This is a genomic window from Achromobacter deleyi (assembly GCF_016127315.1).
GTDB classification, from domain to species: Bacteria; Pseudomonadota; Gammaproteobacteria; order Burkholderiales; family Burkholderiaceae_B; genus Achromobacter; species Achromobacter insuavis_A.
Map to the genome: position 1 here is coordinate 1357177 of NZ_CP065997.1, position 19778 is coordinate 1376954.

At 68.3% G+C, this 19778-nt stretch carries 16 protein-coding genes; 8 read left to right on the forward strand and 8 right to left on the reverse strand.

Annotated elements, in window-relative coordinates:
- Positions 1-67: 67 nt before the first annotated feature.
- On the reverse strand, positions 68-931 hold the full coding sequence (gene fghA / locus I6I07_RS06090; RefSeq protein WP_198485995.1) for an S-formylglutathione hydrolase: 864 nt from the start codon (positions 929-931) through the stop codon (positions 68-70).
- A gap of 231 nt (positions 932-1162) precedes the next feature.
- Here fghA and I6I07_RS06095 point away from each other — a divergent pair, with 231 nt between their 5' ends.
- The 5 genes from I6I07_RS06095 to I6I07_RS06115 all read left to right on the forward strand — a co-directional run bounded on the left by I6I07_RS06095 (position 1163) and on the right by I6I07_RS06115 (position 9793).
- On the forward strand, positions 1163-1957 hold the full coding sequence (locus tag I6I07_RS06095; RefSeq protein WP_198485996.1) for a hypothetical protein: 795 nt from the start codon (positions 1163-1165) through the stop codon (positions 1955-1957).
- A 368-nt stretch (positions 1958-2325) separates the two neighbouring features.
- Entirely contained in the window at positions 2326-7065 is a 4740-nt protein-coding gene (locus tag I6I07_RS06100; protein WP_198485997.1) for a glutamate synthase-related protein, read from the forward strand.
- Between the two features lie 8 nt (positions 7066-7073).
- Entirely contained in the window at positions 7074-8540 is a 1467-nt protein-coding gene (locus tag I6I07_RS06105; protein WP_198485998.1) for a glutamate synthase subunit beta, read from the forward strand.
- A 150-nt stretch (positions 8541-8690) separates the two neighbouring features.
- On the forward strand, positions 8691-9269 hold the full coding sequence (locus tag I6I07_RS06110) for a chromate transporter (RefSeq protein WP_198485999.1): 579 nt from the start codon (positions 8691-8693) through the stop codon (positions 9267-9269).
- Positions 9266-9793, forward strand: coding sequence for a chromate transporter (locus I6I07_RS06115; RefSeq protein ID WP_198486000.1), 528 nt, complete (start codon positions 9266-9268; stop codon positions 9791-9793). The genes I6I07_RS06110 and I6I07_RS06115 overlap by 4 nt, the downstream gene beginning before the upstream one ends.
- Positions 9794-9860: 67 nt before the next feature.
- On the opposite strand, the gene I6I07_RS06120 is transcribed toward I6I07_RS06115, so the two are convergent.
- The 6 genes from I6I07_RS06120 to I6I07_RS06145 form a co-directional block, all read right to left on the reverse strand.
- On the reverse strand, positions 9861-11198 hold the full coding sequence (locus tag I6I07_RS06120; protein WP_198486001.1) for a purine-cytosine permease family protein: 1338 nt from the start codon (positions 11196-11198) through the stop codon (positions 9861-9863).
- A gap of 154 nt (positions 11199-11352) precedes the next feature.
- Positions 11353-12342, reverse strand: a complete 990-nt coding sequence (locus I6I07_RS06125; RefSeq protein WP_198486002.1) for a biotin-dependent carboxyltransferase family protein — start codon at positions 12340-12342, stop codon at positions 11353-11355.
- Positions 12332-13207 (reverse strand): 5-oxoprolinase subunit B family protein, encoded by an 876-nt coding sequence (locus I6I07_RS06130; protein WP_198486003.1) that lies wholly within the window; start codon positions 13205-13207, stop codon positions 12332-12334. Before I6I07_RS06130 ends, I6I07_RS06125 begins: the two co-directional genes overlap by 11 nt.
- On the reverse strand, positions 13204-14592 hold the full coding sequence (locus I6I07_RS06135) for an acetyl-CoA carboxylase biotin carboxylase subunit (protein WP_198486004.1): 1389 nt from the start codon (positions 14590-14592) through the stop codon (positions 13204-13206). The genes I6I07_RS06130 and I6I07_RS06135 overlap by 4 nt, the downstream gene beginning before the upstream one ends.
- A 3-nt stretch (positions 14593-14595) precedes the next feature.
- Positions 14596-14838 (reverse strand): acetyl-CoA carboxylase, encoded by a 243-nt coding sequence (locus I6I07_RS06140; RefSeq protein ID WP_198486005.1) that lies wholly within the window; start codon positions 14836-14838, stop codon positions 14596-14598.
- 37 nt (positions 14839-14875) lie between these two features.
- A complete protein-coding gene (locus I6I07_RS06145; RefSeq protein ID WP_006392349.1) occupies positions 14876-15646 on the reverse strand; it encodes a 5-oxoprolinase subunit PxpA in 771 nt (256 codons plus the stop codon).
- Between the two features lie 258 nt (positions 15647-15904).
- Here I6I07_RS06145 and I6I07_RS06150 point away from each other — a divergent pair, with 258 nt between their 5' ends.
- Positions 15905-16822 (forward strand): LysR family transcriptional regulator, encoded by a 918-nt coding sequence (locus tag I6I07_RS06150; RefSeq protein ID WP_006392348.1) that lies wholly within the window; start codon positions 15905-15907, stop codon positions 16820-16822.
- Between the two features lie 128 nt (positions 16823-16950).
- Positions 16951-17592 (forward strand): OmpW/AlkL family protein, encoded by a 642-nt coding sequence (locus I6I07_RS06155; RefSeq protein WP_198486006.1) that lies wholly within the window; start codon positions 16951-16953, stop codon positions 17590-17592.
- A gap of 17 nt (positions 17593-17609) precedes the next feature.
- Here I6I07_RS06155 and I6I07_RS06160 read toward each other — a convergent pair whose 3' ends face one another.
- Positions 17610-18482, reverse strand: a complete 873-nt coding sequence (locus I6I07_RS06160) for a LysR family transcriptional regulator (RefSeq protein WP_198486007.1) — start codon at positions 18480-18482, stop codon at positions 17610-17612.
- A 65-nt stretch (positions 18483-18547) separates the two neighbouring features.
- Here I6I07_RS06160 and I6I07_RS06165 point away from each other — a divergent pair, with 65 nt between their 5' ends.
- A complete protein-coding gene (locus I6I07_RS06165; protein ID WP_198486008.1) occupies positions 18548-19768 on the forward strand; it encodes a YbfB/YjiJ family MFS transporter in 1221 nt (406 codons plus the stop codon).
- Positions 19769-19778 lie beyond the last annotated feature (10 nt).

Here is a 19778-nt window from a genome sequence, read left to right on the forward strand (position 1 = left end):
GGCCGGGGACCGGGCGGGGGACGCCGCGGGCCTGCCACGGCAGGCCGCCCAGTATAGAAGCGGGGCGTCAGGCGGCCGGCTTTCCAAGCCGCTCGACGTGAAACCGGATGTGATCCTCGATGAAGGTCGAGATGAAGTAATAGCCATGGTCGTAGCCTTCCTGGCGGCGCAGCACCAGCGGCTGGCCGGCGCTGGCGCAGGCGGCCTCGAATACCTCGGGATACAACTGCTCGGCCAGGAACTGGTCGGCGCTGCCCTGGTCGAGCAGGATGCCACCGGGGAACGGCTGGCGCAGGCCGCGCATCAGCGCCGAGGCGTCGTAGGCGGCCCAGTCGTCGCGGTTCTCGCCGAGGTAGGCGCCGAACGCCTTCTGGCCCCAGGGGCATTGGCTGGGCGCGGCGATCGGGGCGAACGCCGAGACCGAGCGGAACTTGCCCGGATTGCGCAGCGCCAGCACCAGCGCGCCGTGGCCGCCCATCGAGTGGCCGAAGATGCCGACGCGCGCGGCGTCGCCGGGCAGGGCGGTGGTGACGATGCCATGGAGCTCGCGGGTCACGTAGCTGTCCATGCGGTAGTGGGTGCGCCAGGCCGAGGTGGTGGCGTCCAGGTAGAAGCCGGCGCCGGTGCCCAGGTCCCAGCTTTCGTCTTCGCCGGGCACGTTGGCGCCGCGCGGGCTGGTGTCGGGCGCCACCAGCATCACGCCCAGCTCGGCGGCCAGGCGCTGGGCGCCCGCCTTGATCATGAAGGTTTCCTCGGTGCAGGTCAGGCCGGCCAGGTAGAACAGCACCGGCACCGGGCCGTGCCCGGCCTGCGGCGGGATGAACACCGAAAACCGCATCGGCAGGCCGATCTCGGCCGACTCATGGCGGTAATAGCGCTGCGAACCCCCGAAACAACGATGCTGGGAAATGAGTTCCAGGGAGGCGGGCATGGGAAGTCTCCGGGTCTGAGGCTGAAGAAAATTCGGCCGGAATTAGGGTATATCCACGGTACGAGGATCCGTCGCCGAATGTTAACCTGCCCGAATTGGAGTCCTTTCCACAAAAAGTAGCGATTCCGCGCCCATATTGTGATCGCGGGGCTTGACCAGCGTTCACCGTGGCACTATTTATATACGTGAGAGAAGACAACCCGTTCTTCTGGAAGCGCAAGCCCTGACACTATGGCCCGTCTGCCCCGTCTGTACGCCCCTGGGCTGCCCCAACTGGTGCAGGCCAACTTCATTCAGCCGCTGGCGGCGGCATCACAGCCCGCCCCGGCCGATATCCTCAACCAGCTAGCCACGTGGCTGGGCGAATCCGCCCAGCGCCACCGCGTGTCGGTACATGGCTGGCTGCTCGCCAACGACCGCATCCTGCTGCTGGCCACCCCCGCCGACGAGGAAGGCCTGCCGCGCCTGATGCAGACGCTGGGCCGCAACCTGGCGGCGCGCCTGCGCGGCGGCCGGGTGTTCGCCGGCCGCTACCGATCGGCCCTGCTCGAACCCGGCGCCTGGGTGCTGCCCGCGCTGGTCTGGCTGGAGACCTATCCGGTGCGCAGCGGCGCCTCGCAGGATCCCGATTCCTGGCCCTGGTCCTCGGCCTCCAGCCATACCGGCAACACCACGGCCGCGCCGGCGCAGTGGCAGTCCGACCACGCCGACTACTGGGCCTGCGGCAATACGCCGTTCGATCGCCAGGCCAACTACCGCAAGCGCCTGCAGGACGGCCTGTCGCGCGAGGAAAGCCAGCGCATCGACCAGGCCGTTTCGGGCCAGTGGGCGCTGGGCGGCCCGAGCTTCATCGCCAGCCTGGCCCACACCGCCAGCCGTCGCGTGGCCCCGGGCCAACGCGGACGCCCGCGCAAGAAGCCGGCCACGCCGGCCGCCACCGACTCCGACGGCGATACCGCGGTGTCCGCATCGCCGGCGTCACCGCCGCCGACCTCCGGAACCTCCGGAAGCGGATCGTCCTCCTGACACAGCGCCTTCGGGCGCTTTTTTCATGCCGCCGCGATCACCGCGGCAGCATGATCGCGTGCGTCCCACGCCGCCCGACGGACGCCGAGCGGCCCGCCAAATTCGCCAAAAAGCATCACAATAATTAGGGACGAAACATGGTGAAAATGAGGAAGATATCTCCTCAAGAACCATGCGGGCCGATACACCCCCGTGGCAAGCCTTGATTGGCGCGGCTCTTGTTATGTCCCTATATTAATGCTCTATGACGGTGCATTGGATTAATTAGGGTCACACCCCTTATATTCCTATTGCACCCTACTACGCGCGGGGGTATTGTCCGTTCCTGCACTGCAACATTAGAACGCAGTCTTACTGCGGAGCGCGCCATGCCCCAAATCACCCCGAACGAATCCTGTCCCACCCCCAAGGCGACCCCGATCGATGCCAGCCGCATCGGCCTGCCGCCTGCCCAGGGCCTGTACCACCCCAAGAACGAACATGACGCCTGTGGCGTGGGGTTCGTGGCGCACATCAAGGGCAAGAAAAGCCACGCCATCATCCAGCAGGGCCTGAAGATCCTGGAAAACCTGGATCACCGCGGCGCGGTGGGCGCGGACAAGCTGATGGGCGACGGCGCCGGCATCCTGATCCAGATCCCCGACACGCTGTACCGCGACGAGTTCGCGCAGCACGGCATCACCCTGCCCCCGCCCGGCGAATACGGCGTGGCCATGGTGTTCCTGCCCAAGGAAACCGCCTCGCGCCTGGCCTGCGAACAGGAACTGGAGCGCTCGGTGCGCGCCGAAGGCCAGGTCGTGCTGGGCTGGCGCAACGTGCCCGTGGACGTCGACATGCCCATGTCGCCCACCGTGCGCGACTGCGAACCCGTGATCCGCCAGCTGTTCATCGGCCGCGGCGCCGACGTGATGGTGCCGGACGCGCTCGAGCGCAAGCTGTACGTGATCCGCAAGACCGCCAGCCACGCCATCCAGAACATGCACCTGGCGCACGGCAAGGAATACTTCGTGCCCTCGGCCTCGGTGCGCACCGTGGTCTACAAGGGCCTGCTGCTGGCCGACCAGGTCGGCCGCTACTACCGCGACCTGGCCGACCCGCGCACCGTGTCGGCGCTGGCGCTGGTGCACCAGCGTTTCTCGACCAACACCTTCCCGGCCTGGCCGCTGGCCCACCCGTACCGCATGATCGCCCACAACGGCGAAATCAACACGGTCAAGGGCAACTTCAACTGGCTGCGCGCCCGCGAAGGCATGATGCAGTCGGCCGTGCTGGGCGACGACCTGAAGAAGCTGTACCCCATCGTCTACGAAGGCCAGTCGGACACCGCCACGTTCGACAACTGCCTGGAACTGCTGGTGAATTCGGGCTACTCGCTGGCCCACGCCATGATGATGATGATCCCGGAAGCCTGGGAACAGCACACGCAGATGGACGAGAGCCGCCGCGCCTTCTATGAATACCACGCCGCCATGATGGAGCCGTGGGACGGCCCCGCCGCGGTCGCCTTCACCGACGGCCGCCAGATCGGCGCCACGCTCGACCGCAACGGCCTGCGTCCGGCGCGCTACCTGGTGACCGATGACGACATGGTCATCCTGGCTTCCGAAGCCGGCACCCTGTCGATCCCGGAAAACCGCATCACCAAGAAGTGGCGCCTGCAGCCGGGCAAGATGTTCCTGATCGACCTGGAACAGGGCCGCATCATCGACGACGCCGAGATCAAGCTGCAACTGGCCAACAGCCGTCCGTACCGCCAGTGGATCGAACGCCTGCAGATCAAGCTGGAATCGCTGCCGGCCCCGCGCCAGGCCGCCGTGCCGGCGCAATCGCCGGTGGCGCTGCTGGATCGCCAGCAGGCCTTCGGCTGGACCCAGGAAGACTACAAGTTCATCCTGGAACCCATGGCCTCGACCGGCGAGGAAGTGATCGGCTCGATGGGCAACGACGCCCCGCTGGCCGTGCTGTCCGACCGCGCCAAGCCGTTCTACAACTATTTCCGCCAGCTGTTCGCCCAGGTCACCAACCCGCCGATCGACCCGATCCGCGAACAGATGGTGATGTCGCTGGTGTCGTTCATCGGCCCCAAGCCGAACTTGCTGGACATCAACAACGTCAACCCGCCGCTGCGCCTGGAAGTGTCGCAGCCGGTGCTGGACTTCGCCGCCATGGCGCAGATCCGCGACATCGAGCAGGTGACGGGCAAGAAATTCCGCAGCTTCGAGCTGGACATCACCTACCCGGCCGCCTGGGGCCCCGAGGGCATTGAAGCCCGCGTGGCCGCGCTGTGCGCGCGCGCCGTGGACGCGGTCCAGAGCGGCTACAACATCCTGATCGTGTCGGACCGCCTGGTCGACGGCGAGCGCGTGGCCATCCCCGCGCTGCTGGCCACCTCGGCGGTGCACCAGCACCTGATCCGCGCCGGCCTGCGCACCAACACCGGCCTGGTGGTCGAAACCGGCTCGGCCCGCGAAGTGCACCACTTCGCGCTGCTGGGCGGCTACGGCGCCGAAGCCATCCACCCCAACCTGGCGCTGGAATCGCTGGGCAAGATGAGCGATCCGGAAAAGGCCGTCAAGAACTTCATCAAGGCGATCGGCAAGGGCCTGAACAAGGTGATGTCCAAGATGGGCATTTCCACCTACATGTCCTACACCGGCGCCCAGATCTTCGAAGCGGTCGGCCTGCAGAGCGGCCTGGTGAACAAGTACTTCACCGGCACCGCCTCCAACATCGAGGGCATCGGCATCTTCCAGGTGGCCGAGGAAGCGCTGCGCCAGCACCGCGCCGCGTTCAGCAGCGACCCGGTCCTGGCCAACGACCTGGACGCGGGCGGCGAATACGCCTACCGCGTGCGCGGCGAAGAGCACATGTGGACGCCGGACTCGATCGCCAAGCTGCAGCATGCCTCGCGCGCCAACAACTACCGCACGTACAAGGAGTACGCGCAGATCATCAACGACCAGAGCCGCCGCCACATGACGCTGCGCGGCCTGTTCGAGTTCCGCTTCGACCCGTCGCGCGCCATTCCGCTCGATGACGTCGAATCGGCCAAGGATATCGTCAAGCGCTTCGCCACCGGCGCCATGTCGCTGGGTTCGATCTCGACCGAGGCGCACTCGGTGCTGGCCGTGGCCATGAACCGCATCGGCGGCAAATCCAACACCGGCGAAGGCGGCGAAGACGAACTGCGCTACCGCGCCGAGATGCGCGAAGGCCGCAGCACCATCAAGGACGGCGACACGCTGGCCTCGCTGCTGGGCCCGGAACGCATCGAAGCCGACGTCGAACTCAAGAAGGGCGACTCGCTGCGCTCGAAGATCAAGCAGGTCGCCTCCGGCCGCTTCGGCGTCACCGCCGAGTACCTGTCGTCGGCCGACCAGATCCAGATCAAGATGGCGCAGGGCGCCAAGCCCGGCGAAGGCGGCCAGCTGCCCGGCCACAAGGTCTCGGAATACATCGCCAAGCTGCGCTATTCGGTGCCGGGCGTGGGCCTGATCTCGCCGCCGCCGCACCACGACATCTACTCGATCGAAGACCTGGCGCAGCTGATCCACGACCTGAAGAACGTCAACACCAAGGCCTCGATCTCGGTCAAGCTGGTGTCGGAAGTCGGCGTCGGCACGGTGGCCGCGGGCGTGGCCAAGGCCAAGGCCGACCACGTCGTGATCGCCGGCCATGACGGCGGCACGGGCGCATCGCCGGTGTCGTCCATCAAGCACGTCGGCACGCCGTGGGAACTCGGCCTGGCCGAAACCCAGCAGACGCTGGTGCTGAACCGCCTGCGCAGCCGCATCCGCGTGCAGGCCGACGGCCAGATGAAGACCGGCCGCGACGTCGTCATCGGCGCGCTGCTGGGCGCCGATGAATTCGGCTTCGCCACGGCGCCGCTGGTCGTCGAAGGCTGCATCATGATGCGCAAGTGCCACCTGAACACCTGCCCGGTGGGCGTGGCCACGCAGGATCCGGTGCTGCGCAAGAAGTTCCAGGGCAAGCCCGAACACGTCGTCAACTTCTTCTTCTTCATCGCCGAGGAAGTGCGCGAGATCATGGCCCAGCTGGGCATCCGCAAGTTCGACGACCTGATCGGCCGCGCCGACCTGCTGGACATGCGCTCGGGCGTCGAGCACTGGAAGGCGCAGGGCCTGGACTTCGCCCGCGTGTTCCACCAGACCCAATCCGACGCCGACGTGCGCCAGACCGAAGAGCAGGACCACGGCCTGGCCGGCGCGCTCGACCACCAGCTGATCGAGCGCAGCAAGCCCGCGCTGGAACGCGGCGAAAAGGTCTCGTTCATCGTGCCGGTGCGCAACCGCAACCGCACCATCGGCGCCATGCTGTCGGGCGCCGTGGCCGCGCGCTACGGCCACGACGGCCTGCCGGACGACACCATCCACATCCAGTGCAACGGCACCGCCGGCCAGAGCTTCGGCGCGTTCCTGGCCCATGGCATCACCATGGACCTGGTGGGCGAAGGCAACGACTACGTCGGCAAGGGCCTGTCGGGCGGCCGCATCATCGTGCGCTCGCCCAACGATTTCCGCGGCTTCGGCCCCGACCACATCATCGCCGGCAACACCGTCCTGTACGGCGCGCTGGCGGGCGAGGCCTTCTTCAACGGCGTGGCCGGCGAACGCTTCGCGGTGCGCAACTCGGGCGCCGCCACGGTGGTGGAAGGCACCGGCGACCATGGCTGCGAATACATGACCGGCGGCACCGTAGTGGTGCTGGGCGCCACCGGCCGCAACTTCGCCGCCGGCATGTCGGGCGGCGTGGCGTATGTGTGGGATCCGGAACGCACGCTCAAGCATCGCGCCAACCTGTCGATGGTCGAACTGGAAGCCGTGGTGCCGCATGCCGAGCAGCAGGCCCAGAACAACATCGACGTCTGGCACAGCGCGCAGCGCGGCGGCGAACGCGAAACGGATGAAGCCATCCTGCGCCGCCTGGTGGAAGACCACTTCCGCTACACCGGCAGCTTCCGCGCCCGCGAGATCCTGGGCGACTGGGAAGCCTCGCGCGGCAAATTCGTAAAGGTCATGCCGACGGACTACCGCCGCGCATTGGGTGAAATGTGGCGTGCAGCCAACCCGCAACAACTGGCTGCGTGAGGGATACCATGGGAAAGATTACCGGCTTTATGGAATACCAGCGCCTGCAGGAGGCCTCCGAGGCCCCGCAGAAGCGGCTGAAGAACTGGCGCGAATTCGTGCTGCACCTGAGCGACGACCAGGCCAAGCAGCAGGCGGCGCGCTGCATGGACTGCGGCATCCCGTTCTGCAACAACGGCTGCCCGGTCAACAACATCATCCCCGACTGGAATGACCTGGTGTACAAGCAGGACTGGCGCCGCGCGCTGGACGTGCTGCATTCCACCAACAATTTCCCGGAATTCACCGGCCGCATCTGCCCGGCGCCGTGTGAAGCCGCCTGTACCTTGAACATCAACAGCGACGCCGTGGGCATCAAGTCCATCGAGCACGCCATCATCGACAAGGGCTGGGCCGAAGGCTGGGTCGCGCCGCAACTGCCGGCGCGCAAGACCGGCAAGAAGGTCGCGGTGGTGGGCTCCGGCCCCGCCGGCATGGCGTGCGCGCAGCAGCTGGCGCGCGCCGGCCACTCGGTCACGCTGTTCGAGAAAAGCGACCGCATCGGCGGCCTGCTGCGCTACGGCATTCCCGACTTCAAGCTGGAAAAGCACCAGATCGACCGCCGCATCTCGCAGATGGAAGCCGAAGGCGTGGAATTCGCGCCCTCGACCTACGTCGGCAACCCGTCCGACCCCGTGGCCGACGGCCTGACCGTGCGCACCCCGGCCTCGCTGCTGGCCGAATTCGACGCCGTGGTGATGAGCGGCGGCTCGGAAACCCCGCGCGACCTGCCGGTGCCCGGCCGCGAGCTGTCGGGCGTGTACTTCGCCATGGACTTCCTGCGCCAGCAGAACAAGGCCGTGGCCGGCGACCGCCTCACCAACCAGACGCTGGCCAAGGGCAAGCACGTGGTGGTGATCGGCGGCGGCGACACCGGTTCCGACTGCGTCGGCACCAGCAACCGCCACGGCGCCGCCTCGGTCACGCAGTTCGAACTGATGCCGCAGCCGCCCGAATCCGAGAACAAGACCATGACGTGGCCGTACTGGCCGCTGAAGATGCGCACCTCGTCCTCGCATGAGGAAGGCTGCGAACGCGACTGGTCGGTGACCACCAAGCTGCTGCAGGGCAGCAACGGCAAGGTCGAGAAGCTGGTCGGCGCCCGCGTCGAGTGGTTCAAGGACGAAGCCACCGGCCAGATGAAGATGCGCGAGGTCGAAGGCTCGGAATTCGAGATCAAAGCCGACCTGGTGCTGCTGGCCATGGGCTTCGTGTCGCCGGTGCAGACCGTGCTGGATGCCTTCGGCGTCGACCGCGACGCGCGCGGCAACGTGCGCGCCAACACCGACGACTACCGCACCAACGTGGAAAAGGTCTTCACCGCCGGCGACATGCGCCGCGGCCAGTCCCTGGTGGTCTGGGCCATCCGCGAAGGCCGCCAGTGCGCGCGTTCGGTGGATGCCTACCTGATGGGGTCGAGCGAATTGCCGCGCTGATCGCGCTGCGCCCCGGGGTCGTCCGCCAGACCTGGCGTACCCAGACCCGCTAGCGCCGCCCGGCACCCCGTGCCCGGCGGCGCGGTTTTTTCAGCCAACCGACATTTCGCCTTGCGTAAGATGCGGCATCGCCCCGCCGCGCCATCCGCCATGTCCGCCACCGATCCCGCCGTTGCCGCACCGCCCACGCTGCCGCAGATTTTCCTGGCCTTCTCCAAGGTCGGCCTGACCAGTTTCGGCGGCGGGCTGAGCGGCTGGATGATGCGCGAATTCGTGCAGCAGCGGCGCTGGCTGTCCGAATCCGACTTTCTCAGCGGCCTGGCGCTGGCGCAGTCGTTCCCCGGCGTGAACGTGGTGAACCTGGCCATCTGGATCGGCTTTCGATTGCGCGGCGGCCCCGGCGCGCTGCTGGGCGGGCTGGGCATTACCGTGCCGCCGATGCTGGTGGCGATCGCCGCCGCGGCGCTGTTCACCCGCATGGCCCAATCCCAGGGCCTGCACGTGGCCATGGCGGGCGTGGCGGCCGCGGCAGTGGGCGTGTCGCTGCAGACCGGCCTGCGCGCCGCGCGGCGCGCGCTGCAGGGCTGGGTGCCGGCCGCGGTCATGGGCGTGACCTTCGCCGCCATCTTCCTGTTGCGCCTGCCGCTGCTGTGGGTGGTGGGCGTCATGGCGCCGCTGTCGATCGGCATCGCCTACTCGCGCCTGCGGCGGCGGGAGCGGCAAGCATGAACCTGGCCACGCTGCATGACCTGTTCGCGGTCTTCGCGCCGCAGTCGTTCCTGACGGTGGGCGGCGGCCAGAGCATCCTGCCCGAGATCCACCGCCAGGCCGTGGACAACTACGGCTGGATCACCGAGGCGCAGTTCCTGGACTACTTCGCGCTGTCGCGCATCACGCCGGGGCCGGCCTCGCTGCTGGTGACACTGATCGGCTGGCAGGTGGGCGGCTGGGCCGGCGCCATCGTCGCCTCGATCGCGATCTTCCTGCCCTGTTCGCTATTGATCTATGCGCTGGCGCGGGTCTGGGCGCGCTACCGCCACGCCACCTGCGTGCGCGCCATCGAGGCCGGACTGGTGCCGGTGGCGGCCGGCATGATCCTGGCTTCGTCGTGCACGCTGCTGCGCGCCGCCGAAGGCGGGGCCTGGGCCTGGGGCGTGGCCGCCGTCTCGACGCTGGCGCTGGTCTACACCCGCGTCAGCCCCTTTTTGATGCTGGCGCTGGGCGCGGTCGTGTTCCTGGCCGCGCTGGCCTGACGCGCAACGCCGCCGATCGCCGCGCCAGCGTGCCCGGCTCCGCGCCCAGCCGCCGGCCGTCGCGCCGCTAGGCGCCGCCGCCCTGCATGCGCCGGCCCGACACCGCGGCCTGGCCCAGCCAGTACACCGCGCCCGCCACCACGAAGCTGGCCGGCGCCGCGAAGGTCGCGGCCAGGCCGCTCACGTGCATCAACACCAGGCCGCTGGCGGCGCCCGCGAACCAGGCGCCGAGGCCGCGGCGGTTGTAGGCGCTGCCGCCGCCCGGCGCCGGCGCGGTCTCGCCCACCGCCAGGATGTGCACCAGCGCCACCGCGACCCACGCCACCACGAAGATGCCCTGGTACGCCAGCGCCTGCAGCAGGTAGGCGAACACGTCGAACAGCATCAGGGCGTACGACACCAGGCCCACCACCACCGCCCACGCCGCCTTGGGCCAACGGCCCAGGCCGAAGCGCGCGAAGAAGGCCTGCATGTTGATGGTGGCCAGGTAGTAGTTGGCAGTGTTGATGCGGGTCTGCGTCACCCACACGAAGAACAGGCCGCCCAGCCCCATCAGCTTGAGCAGCGCCAGCACCACCGACACTTCGCTCAAGGCGCCATCGCCGGGAATGATGGCGACCAGGTAGATGCCGGCCACGCCATTGAGCAGGAAGGTGACCAGGTAGAACGGCATGCCGAAGTTGTAGCGGCCGTGGTAGCGCGCATCCTCGCGGCGGCCGAAGCGCGCGTAGTCGAAGGTGAACATCATCAGGATCCACACGCCCATGTAGTACACGTAGGCGTCCCACCAGCCGCCCGCCACCGGCCCGCCGGCCGGGCCGAACGCCAGCCAGGCGTCGCTGTAGCCGTATTCGCGCGTGGCCAGCACCACCGCCAGCAGCAGGCCGCCCAGGTAGAACGGCAGCAGCACGCCGTTGAACTTGTCGAGCCAGCGCTGCACGCTGCCGAAGATCAGCAGCACACTGTAGATGACCACCAGCAGCGCGAAGGCCCAGTAGGGCACGGCCGGGAACATGTGATGCGCGGCGACGGCCATCACCGAGCCCTCGAACACGGCGTAGTAGATGGCGGTGGCAAAGAAGATCAGCGTGGCCAGCGCCGCGCCCGAGGTGCCGAACACGCCGCGCGAGAACAGCGCCACCGACTGCCCGGTGCGGATGGCATAGCGCGAGATCACGGCGTTGATGAGGCCATACGAAATCACCGACAGCACCATGCCGATGATGGCGTTGCGGGCGCCGTAGTTGAGCGCCAGCGTGGCGCCGACCACGATGTAGAAGATGGCGCTGCACACGGCCCACCAGGCCATGGTGAGCGGGAATCGGCCCATGCGGTCGGCATCGGCCACGGTGGCTAGGGAAGTGTCCCGGTCAGAGGACGAGGAGCTGGAAGCAAGGTTGGCCATGGAGGCTCTCCTGACGTGCTGAAGAACCGCGGAATGCGGACGAGTACGGCGTGCAGCGTGTGAAACTCGAAAAGCACAGGCGCAGGCGCGCCCGCCCGGCCCGTCGCAACGGGCCGGAAGGAAAGCAACGATCAACGGGAAAGCGGGGCCGGGATCAACCCATGGCGGAGCGCAGCCTGTCGAGGCGGGCGCGGTAGTCCTTGCGGGCCTGCAAGGCGGTCTCGAGCGTGACCCGCTCGAAGCGGGCCTGCTGGTTGGGCTGCATCTGGCCGACCTTGTCGAGGTCGGCGCTGATGACGGTGCCGATCATGGCGTAGCCGCCGCCGGACACGGCGTCGCGATGCAGGATGATGGGCTCCACCCCGGCCGGCACCTGGATCGACCCGATCGGATAGCAGGCGTCGACGATGTTGGACGGATCGGCGCCCGCGCCAAACGGTTGCTCGCGCGGCTGGAACTTCAGGGCGCGGCCTTTCTTGTAGCGGTAGCCGATGCGGTCGGCCTCCGAGGTCACGCTCCAGGCGTCCTCGTAGAACGAGGCCGCCGATTCCGGCATCAGGCGATGGTCGTACAGGCCCGGCACCACGCGCAGCACCTGTTCCTTCGGGCACTCGCTGGCGAGCGCGGCCGGCAGCGCGCGGCCCACCCGTGCACCCGGGCGCGGCGCGCCCACGCGCAGGCGATCGCCGGCCTGCAGGCGGCGGCCCTCGAAGCCGCCGATCGCGCCCAGCGTATAGGTCGAACGGCTGCCCAGCACCTCGGGCACGTCGATGCCGCCGGCGATCGCCAGGCAGGCGCGCGCGCCGGCCTGCACGAAGTCGAACGACAGCCGGGCGCCGGCCGGCACCGCCAGCGCGGTGTTGCAGGCCTGCGCCTGGCCGTCGATCCTGGGCATCATGGTGGCGCCGGTGACGGCGATCACCGCGGCGCGCGTGAAGCGCAGCTCTGGGCCCATCAGCGTGCATTCCAGCACCGCCGCGTCCTCGGGGTTGCCCACCAGCAGGTTGGCGGCGGCCAGCGCATACTGATCCAGCGCGCCCGAGGGCGGAATGCCCAGGTGGTAGTAGCCCTGGCGGCCACGATCCTGGACCGACGTCGCCAGCCCGGGCTTGATCACTTCGATGAGCGGTTCGTCATGCGACATGGAGCGTCTCCAGAAGGCGGGCGTTGTACTGCGCCGGCGCGGCCATGAATTCGGACAGCGAGAACGACACCGGGCGGATGTCGAGCTGGAAGGTGCCGGCTTCGACTTCGGCCACCGCGGCGTCGTAGTCGGCGCGGCTGATCGGCTTGAACTTGACGATGTCGCCGGGGCGGAAGAACACCATGGAGTCGCGCAGGTGCGCCTGGCGCTGGGCCGGCTCGAAGATCGGCGCGGGCGTCACGCCGAACATCTGGTAGCCACCGGCGCCGCGCACGGAATAGATGCAGGCGAAGCAGCCGCCATGTCCCACCGTGTGCTTGGGCGTGTCGGTGCGCGGCCGCAGGTACTTGGGCACTTCGAGCTGGCGCTCGCGCTCGACCATCTGGAACATGAACGGCAGGCCGGCCACGAAACCAACCATCGACACGAACCAGGGCGCGCTGGAATGCGCCGCGATGAAGTCGTCGATGCCGGCAAAGCCATTGATGCGCGCGGCGTACTCCAGGTCGGTCGAGGCCGGGTCCTGGTGACGCTCGCGAAAGCGCATCAGCGTCTCGTGGGTCCACGGGTCGTTGTACAGCACCGGCACTTCAATGACGCGGGTATCGAGCCGCAGGTTGTCCAGGTCGATGGTGGCCTCGATCTCGCGCAGAATGGCCAGCATGGCCTCGGGCGCGACCCGCTCGGGGTCGTAGCGGATCTGGTACGAGGCGTTGGCCGGGCAGATTTCGCTGACGCCGGGCACGGCGCGTTCGCGCAGCGCGCGCGTGATCGCCATGCCCTTGAAGAACGCGGCCAGCGACATCGATTCGCTGATCTCGGCGAAGATGAATTCATCGCCGCCATGGGTGTAGCGCACCGTCATTGGGTCCCCTCCCGCTGCTGCATCCAGCTTTCCAGATAGTTGGTGTGATAGTCGCCCGCCATCACGCCCGGATCGGCCACCAGGGCGCGATGCAGGGCCAGCGTCGACGGCACGCCCTCGAATTCGGTTTCGTCCAGCGCGCGCGCCATCCGCGCCAGCGCGGCATCGCGGTCTTCGTCCCACACGATCAGCTTGGCCAGCAGCGAATCGTAGTAGGGCGGCACCACGCTGCCGGCGTACACCATCGAATCGATGCGCACGCCCGGCCCGGCCGGCCAGCGCACGTGCGACACGGTGCCGGGGCCGGGCGCGAAATTGCGCGACGGGTCTTCGGCGTTCAGGCGGCATTCGATGGCGGCGCCGCGCATGACGATGTCCGATTGCTTGAAGCGCAGCGGCTCGCCGTCGGCGATGCGCAGCATCTCGCGCACCAGATCGATGCCGGTGATGGCCTCGGTGATGGGATGCTCGACCTGGATGCGCGTGTTCATCTCGATGAAGTAGAACTCGCCGCGGGCCTCGTCGTACAGGTACTCCAGCGTGCCGGCGCCGCGGTAGCCCACCGATTCGGTCAGGCGCAGCGCCGATTCGCACAGCGCCTGCCGCAACGCGGGGCTCAGCGCCGGCGACGGCGCTTCCTCGAACACTTTCTGGCGGCGGCGCTGCAGCGAGCACTCGCGCTCGAACAGGTGCACCGCGCGCTCGCCGTCGCCCAGCACCTGCACCTCGATGTGGCGGGCGCGCGACAGGTAGCGCTCCAGGTAGACGCCGCCGTCGCCGAAGGCAGCGCGCGCCTCGGCCTGCGCCATGGGGATGGCCTCGCGCAACTGCGCCTCGTCGGCCGCCACGCGGATGCCGCGGCCGCCACCGCCGGCACTGGCCTTGATCATCAACGGATAGCCGATCTGCGCGGCGTGGCTCAGGGCCTCGTCCAGCGAGCCCACCACGCCCTCGCTGCCCGGCACCGTGGGCACGCCCGCCGCCTTGGCGCAGGCACGCGCCGCGGCCTTGTCGCCCATGCTGCGGATGGTGCGGGCGTCGGGGCCGACGAACACCAGGCCGGCGTCGGTCACGGCCTGGGAGAAGTCGGCGTTCTCGGCCAGGAAGCCGTAGCCCGGATGGATCGCGTCGGCGCCGCTCTCGCGCGCCGCGGCCAGCAGGGCCTCGGCATTCAGATAGCTGCGGGTGGCGTGGGCCGGGCCGATGTGGACGGCGGCGTCGGCCAGGCGCACCGCCAGCGCATCGCGGTCGGCGTCGCTGTAGACCGCCACCGTGCGCATGCCCAGTTCGCGCGCGGCGCGGATCACGCGCAGCGCGATCTCGCCGCGGTTGGCGACCAGCAGGGTCTGGATGCGGCGCGGCCGGTAGAAGGAATGCACGCCCATGCCTCAGCCCTCGATCCGCAGCAGGGCCTGGCCCGGTTCGACCGGATCGCCGTCGGCCACCAGGATCTCGGCGACCACGCCGCCGATCTCGGCCTCGATCTGGTTGAACTGCTTCATCACCTCGACGATGCCGACCACGTCGCCGGGCTTGATGGCGGCGCCCACCTCGACGAACGGCGCGGCGTCCGGACTGGGACGGCGATAGAAGGTGCCGGGCAGGGGGCACTGGATCTCTTGCTGCGACATGGTTTTCTCCTTGGAATGTATGGGAATGGTGGGCGGATCAGGACAGCTGCGGCGGCGCGATGCGGATGCCGTGCGCCTCGAGGCGGGCGCGGGTGGCCTGCACCAGCGCCAGCGCGCCGGGGGTGTCGCTGTGGATGCAGACGGAATCGAAGCCGATCGGGATGTCGCGGCCGTCCACGGTGCGCACCTTGCCATCGGTACATGCGCGCAGCACCTTGTCGGCCACCTGCTCCGGATCGAGCGCCTGGGTATAGCGCGTGAACACGATCGAGCCGCTGGCGTCGTAGTCGCGGTCCGCGTAGAACTCACGCACCACCGGCAGGCCCAGCTCGCGCGCCACCTTGCAGGTCAGCGAGTTTTCCATGCAATACAGCATCAGCGTGGGTTCCAGGTCGCGCAGCGTCTGCACCAGCCGGCGCGACAGGGTTTCGTCGCGCGCGGCGCGCATGTAGAGCGCGCCATGCGGCTTGACGTGCTGCAGCCGCAGGCCATAGAGGCGGGCGAATTCGCGCAGCGCGCCGACCTGGTAGACGATGTCGTTGACCAGGCCCTCGGCGTTCTCGTTCAGGTCGCGGCGGCCGAAGCCGACCAGGTCGCGAAAGCCGGGATGCGCGCCGATGCCGATGCCGTGCTCGCGCGCCATTACCACGGTGCGGTTCATGATGTTGGGATCGCCGGCATGAAAGCCGGTGGCGATGTTGGCCGAGCTGATCAGCGGCATGATGGCGTCGTCCACGTCATCGCCGATTTTCCAGGAACCAAAGCCCTCGCCCATGTCGGAGTTCAGGTCTATCGTCGCCTTGCTCATGAAACAGGATCTCCTTCTGCTTGCGGGCCGGCTGGCCGCGCAATGCCTGCACAGTAGCGAAGCGGCCAAGGGATAAAAAGTTCTTTTTTTGGATCAATCCTTATCTGAATTTCAGATGCCCCACGTTGCGCACCAAATCGGGGCGATGGATGAATTCCTATGAAATTTCAGGGATTTCCCTGAGATTCATCGCACCCCGATGGCGCGGATAAACAGATATTCTGGTGGCTATCTATCTATTAATCAGATATTGAAGCCATGTCGCTTACCCTCCGGCAGCTCAAATATTTCGTCGCGGCCGCCGAACTCGGACAGATCTCACAAGCGGCGATCCAGCTGGCGATCTCGCAATCGGCCGTCACCACGGCCATCCGCGAACTGGAAGAGAGCGTGGGCTCGCCACTGTTCCAGCGCAGCGCCAGCGGCGTGGCGCTGACCGAGACCGGACGCGGCTTCCTCAACCACGCCTACAACATCCTGTCGTCGGTCGACGAGGCGCTGCGCATGCCCAGCGCCGACGCGCGCGAGAGCGGGCGCCTGCTGCTGGCGGCGTCCTACACCGTGATCGGCTACTTCCTGCCATACCACCTGCAGCGCCTGTCGCAGCTCTATCCCAACCTGGACATCCAGCTGCACGAGCTCAACCGCAACGCGATCGAGGAGGGCCTGATCGCGCATCGCTACGACATGGCGGTGCTGCTGACCTCGAACGTGGTGAATCCGGAACTGGCGGTCGAGCATTTCTTCGGCTCGCCGCGGCGGCTGTGGGTGCCGGCGCGCCATCCGCTGCTGGCGCGCGACACCGTCACGCTGGAAGACGTGGCGCATGAACCGTTCATCATGCTCACGGTCGACGAAGCCGCGCACACCGCGCTGCGCTACTGGAGCGAGACGCCGTTCCGTCCCGACGTGCGCCTGCGCACCTCGTCGGTGGAGGCGGTGCGCAGCATGGTGGCCAATGGCGGCGGCGTGGCGGTGCTGTCGGACATGGTCTATCGGCCGTGGTCGCTGGAAGGCCGCCGCATCGAGACCATCCAGTTGAAGGATCCGATCCCGCCGATGAACGTGGGGCTGGCGTGGCGCAAGGGCGCCGACATCACCGGCCCGATGCGCGCGGTGCGCGACTATTTCCGCCATGCCTACGCCGTGCCGCGCGGCACCGATACCTTGCGCTGAGTCCGATTCGTGCGTAGTTGTGGCGCTGCAACCACGCGCCGCGTTGCCGCTTGATACACGTCAAGACCCGCTTTTCCCGCCTCTGCGAACCTGAATGCCTACATTCACGCAATACACGGAGAGAGGAAATGTTCGCGACGTATCGGCGCACCCGCGCCCTTGCCCTGGCCACTGCCTGCGGCGCCACCCTGATGCTTGCCGCCCCCGCCCAAGCCCACGAAGCCGGCGACATCCTGTTCCGGGTCGGCGTGACGCAGGTCCGTCCCGCATCCAACAACGGCACCGTGCTCGATGGCACCGTCAAGCTCGACGCCAACAACAACGTGCGCCCCAGCTTCACGCTGGCCTACATGGCCACGCGCAACATCGGCATCGAACTGCTGGGCGCCTGGCCGTTCCAGCACGACGTGAGCGGCAGCGGCCTGGGCAAGATCGGTTCGAGCAAGCAGTTGCCGCCGACCCTCAGCCTGCAATGGCACATCCTGCCCGACAGCATGGTGCAGCCGTACATCGGCGTCGGCATCAACTACACCAAGTTCTTCGACACCAAGGCCGAAGGCGCGCTCAAGGGCTCGGACCTGAAGATGGGCGATTCGTGGGGCGTGGCCGCGCAACTGGGCGCGGACATCAAGATCAGCGAACGCTGGTTCATGAACGCCGACATCCGCTACATCGACATCAAGTCGAAGGTGAAGCTCAACGGCGAACACATCGGCACCGCCCGCATCAACCCGTGGGTCGCCACGCTGGGCGTCGGCTACCGCTTCTGATACCCACGCCCCATCGGCTACTGGCGCCGCTGCGCCAGTAGCTGCTGCAACGCCTGCAATGCAGGCGTTTCGTCGTCCGCGCGCCAGATCAATCGCGTCTGCGCGCGGCCGTGTTTGCCGGACAGCGGCGTCACGCGCAGCGACTGCTCCGCCCCCAGCACCGCCAGCACCGAGCGCGGCACGATCGCCACGCCCGACCCCGCGGCCACGCAGGCCACGATCGCGTGGTACGACGCGAACTCCATCACCTTGCCCGGCGCCACGCCTTCCTGGCCGAACCAGGATTCCAGGATGCGGCGATAGGAACACCCCGCCGCGAACGCGATGACGCTGCGATCGCCCACGTCCTTGGGCCCGTGGATCTCGGGCCAGGCCAACGGCGAGATCAACGCCAGCTCTTCCTCGAACGCCAGCTGCTGCGCCAGGCCCTCCGCCTCGAAGGGCTGGGCCACGAACGCGGCCTCGATCTCGAAGTCGCGCACCTTGGCCGCCAACGCGCCCGAGGTCCCGGTCACCAGTTCGATCCGCACTTTCGGCCAGGCCGCGTGGTACGCCGCCAGGATGGGCGGCAGGCGCGCCGCGGCCGTGCTTTCCATGGTGCCGATGCGCAACAGGCCTTGCGGCGCGCCGTCGCGCACGGCCGCCTGGGCCTCGGCCGACAGACGCAGCATGCGGTCGGCATAGGACAGCAGCACGCGCCCCTGTTCCGACAACACCAGGCGCCGGTTTTGCCGGCGGAACAGCGGCGTCTCGAGCGTCGCCTCCAGCTGCTTGAGGCGGGTCGAGACGTTGGACTGCACCCGGTTCAGGTGGGCCGCGGCGCGCGCCACGCCGCCATGGTCCGCCACCGCTTTGAAGATCTGCAGCGCGTCGAGGTCTAAGTTTCTCATTTCAAGAACTCATATTCTTAATAATTCACTATTCAAGATATTAGTACAGCCGTAGAGTGGGAGCCATGTCAATAGCCGCCCGCCCCGATCCCGCGCCCCCGCGCGGCGCCCTCAGCCTGGCCTTGCCGGCCGCGCTGGCGCTGGCCGCCGCCATGGGCATCGGCCGCTTCGCCTTCACCCCGGTCTGGCCGCTCATGGCCCAGGAAGCCGGGCTGTCGCTGGCGCAGGGGAGCTGGCTGGCGTCGGCCAATTACGCCGGCTACCTGCTGGGCGCGCTGGCCGCCGCGGTGCGGCCGCCGCGCCATCCGCGCGCCATGCTGGCGGTCAGTCTGCTGGCCGTGGCCCTGCTGACGCTGGCCATGCCGTGGGTCCACGGGGTCCTCGCCTGGAGCCTGCTGCGGCTGGTGGCGGGCTATGGCAGCGCCAGCGCCTTCATCTGCGTGGCCGCCGCGCGTCCGGTCGGGCCCGGCGACCCGCGCGCCCCGGCGGTGTCCGCCATCACTTACGCCGGCGTCGGCGCCGGCATCGCGCTGACGGGCCTGGCCTGCCTGGCGCTGATGGCGTCCGGCGCCGGCGCCAATGCCAACTGGACCGCGCTGGGCGGACTGACGCTGGCGCTGTCGGCGCTGGCCTGGCCGGGCCTGAACCGCCCGGCGCCGGCCCACCACCTGGCCGCCGCGCCCGCCCCGGGACGCCTGCCGCCGGGCATCGGCCGGCTGGCGCTGCACTACGGCGTGTTCGGCGCCGGCTACATCATTCCGGCGACCTTCCTGCCCGCCATGGCCCGCGAGATCATTCCCGATCCGGCGGTGTTCGGCTGGGCCTGGCCGCTGTTCGGCCTGGCCGCCGCGCTCTCCTGCCTGGTGGCGCCGCGCGTGGCGCAGGCCCGCGACGACAAGACCGTGTGGCGCGGCGCGCAGGCAGTGATGGCGCTGGGCATGCTGGCGGTGGCGGTATGGCACAACATCGCCGCGGTCATCGTCGCCGCGCTGCTGGTGGGCGGCACCTTCATGGTCATCACCCAATCGGGCATGCTGGCCGCGCAGCGGCTGGCCGGCGGCGCCGCGCCGCGGGCCGCGGCCGTCATGACATCGGCCTTTGCCGCCGGCCAGATCATCGGCCCGCTGCTGGCCTCGGGCGCGGCGCGCTGGGGCGCCAGCCTGCCGCAGGTACTGGCCGGCGGCGCGGCGCTGCTGGCGCTGTCCGCCTGGCGCTTGGGAAATATCAGCGCCGCGGGCAAGAACGCTGGGCATAATGCGATCGGTTCCCAGGAACCATCAAATTAAGAGAGAGGAG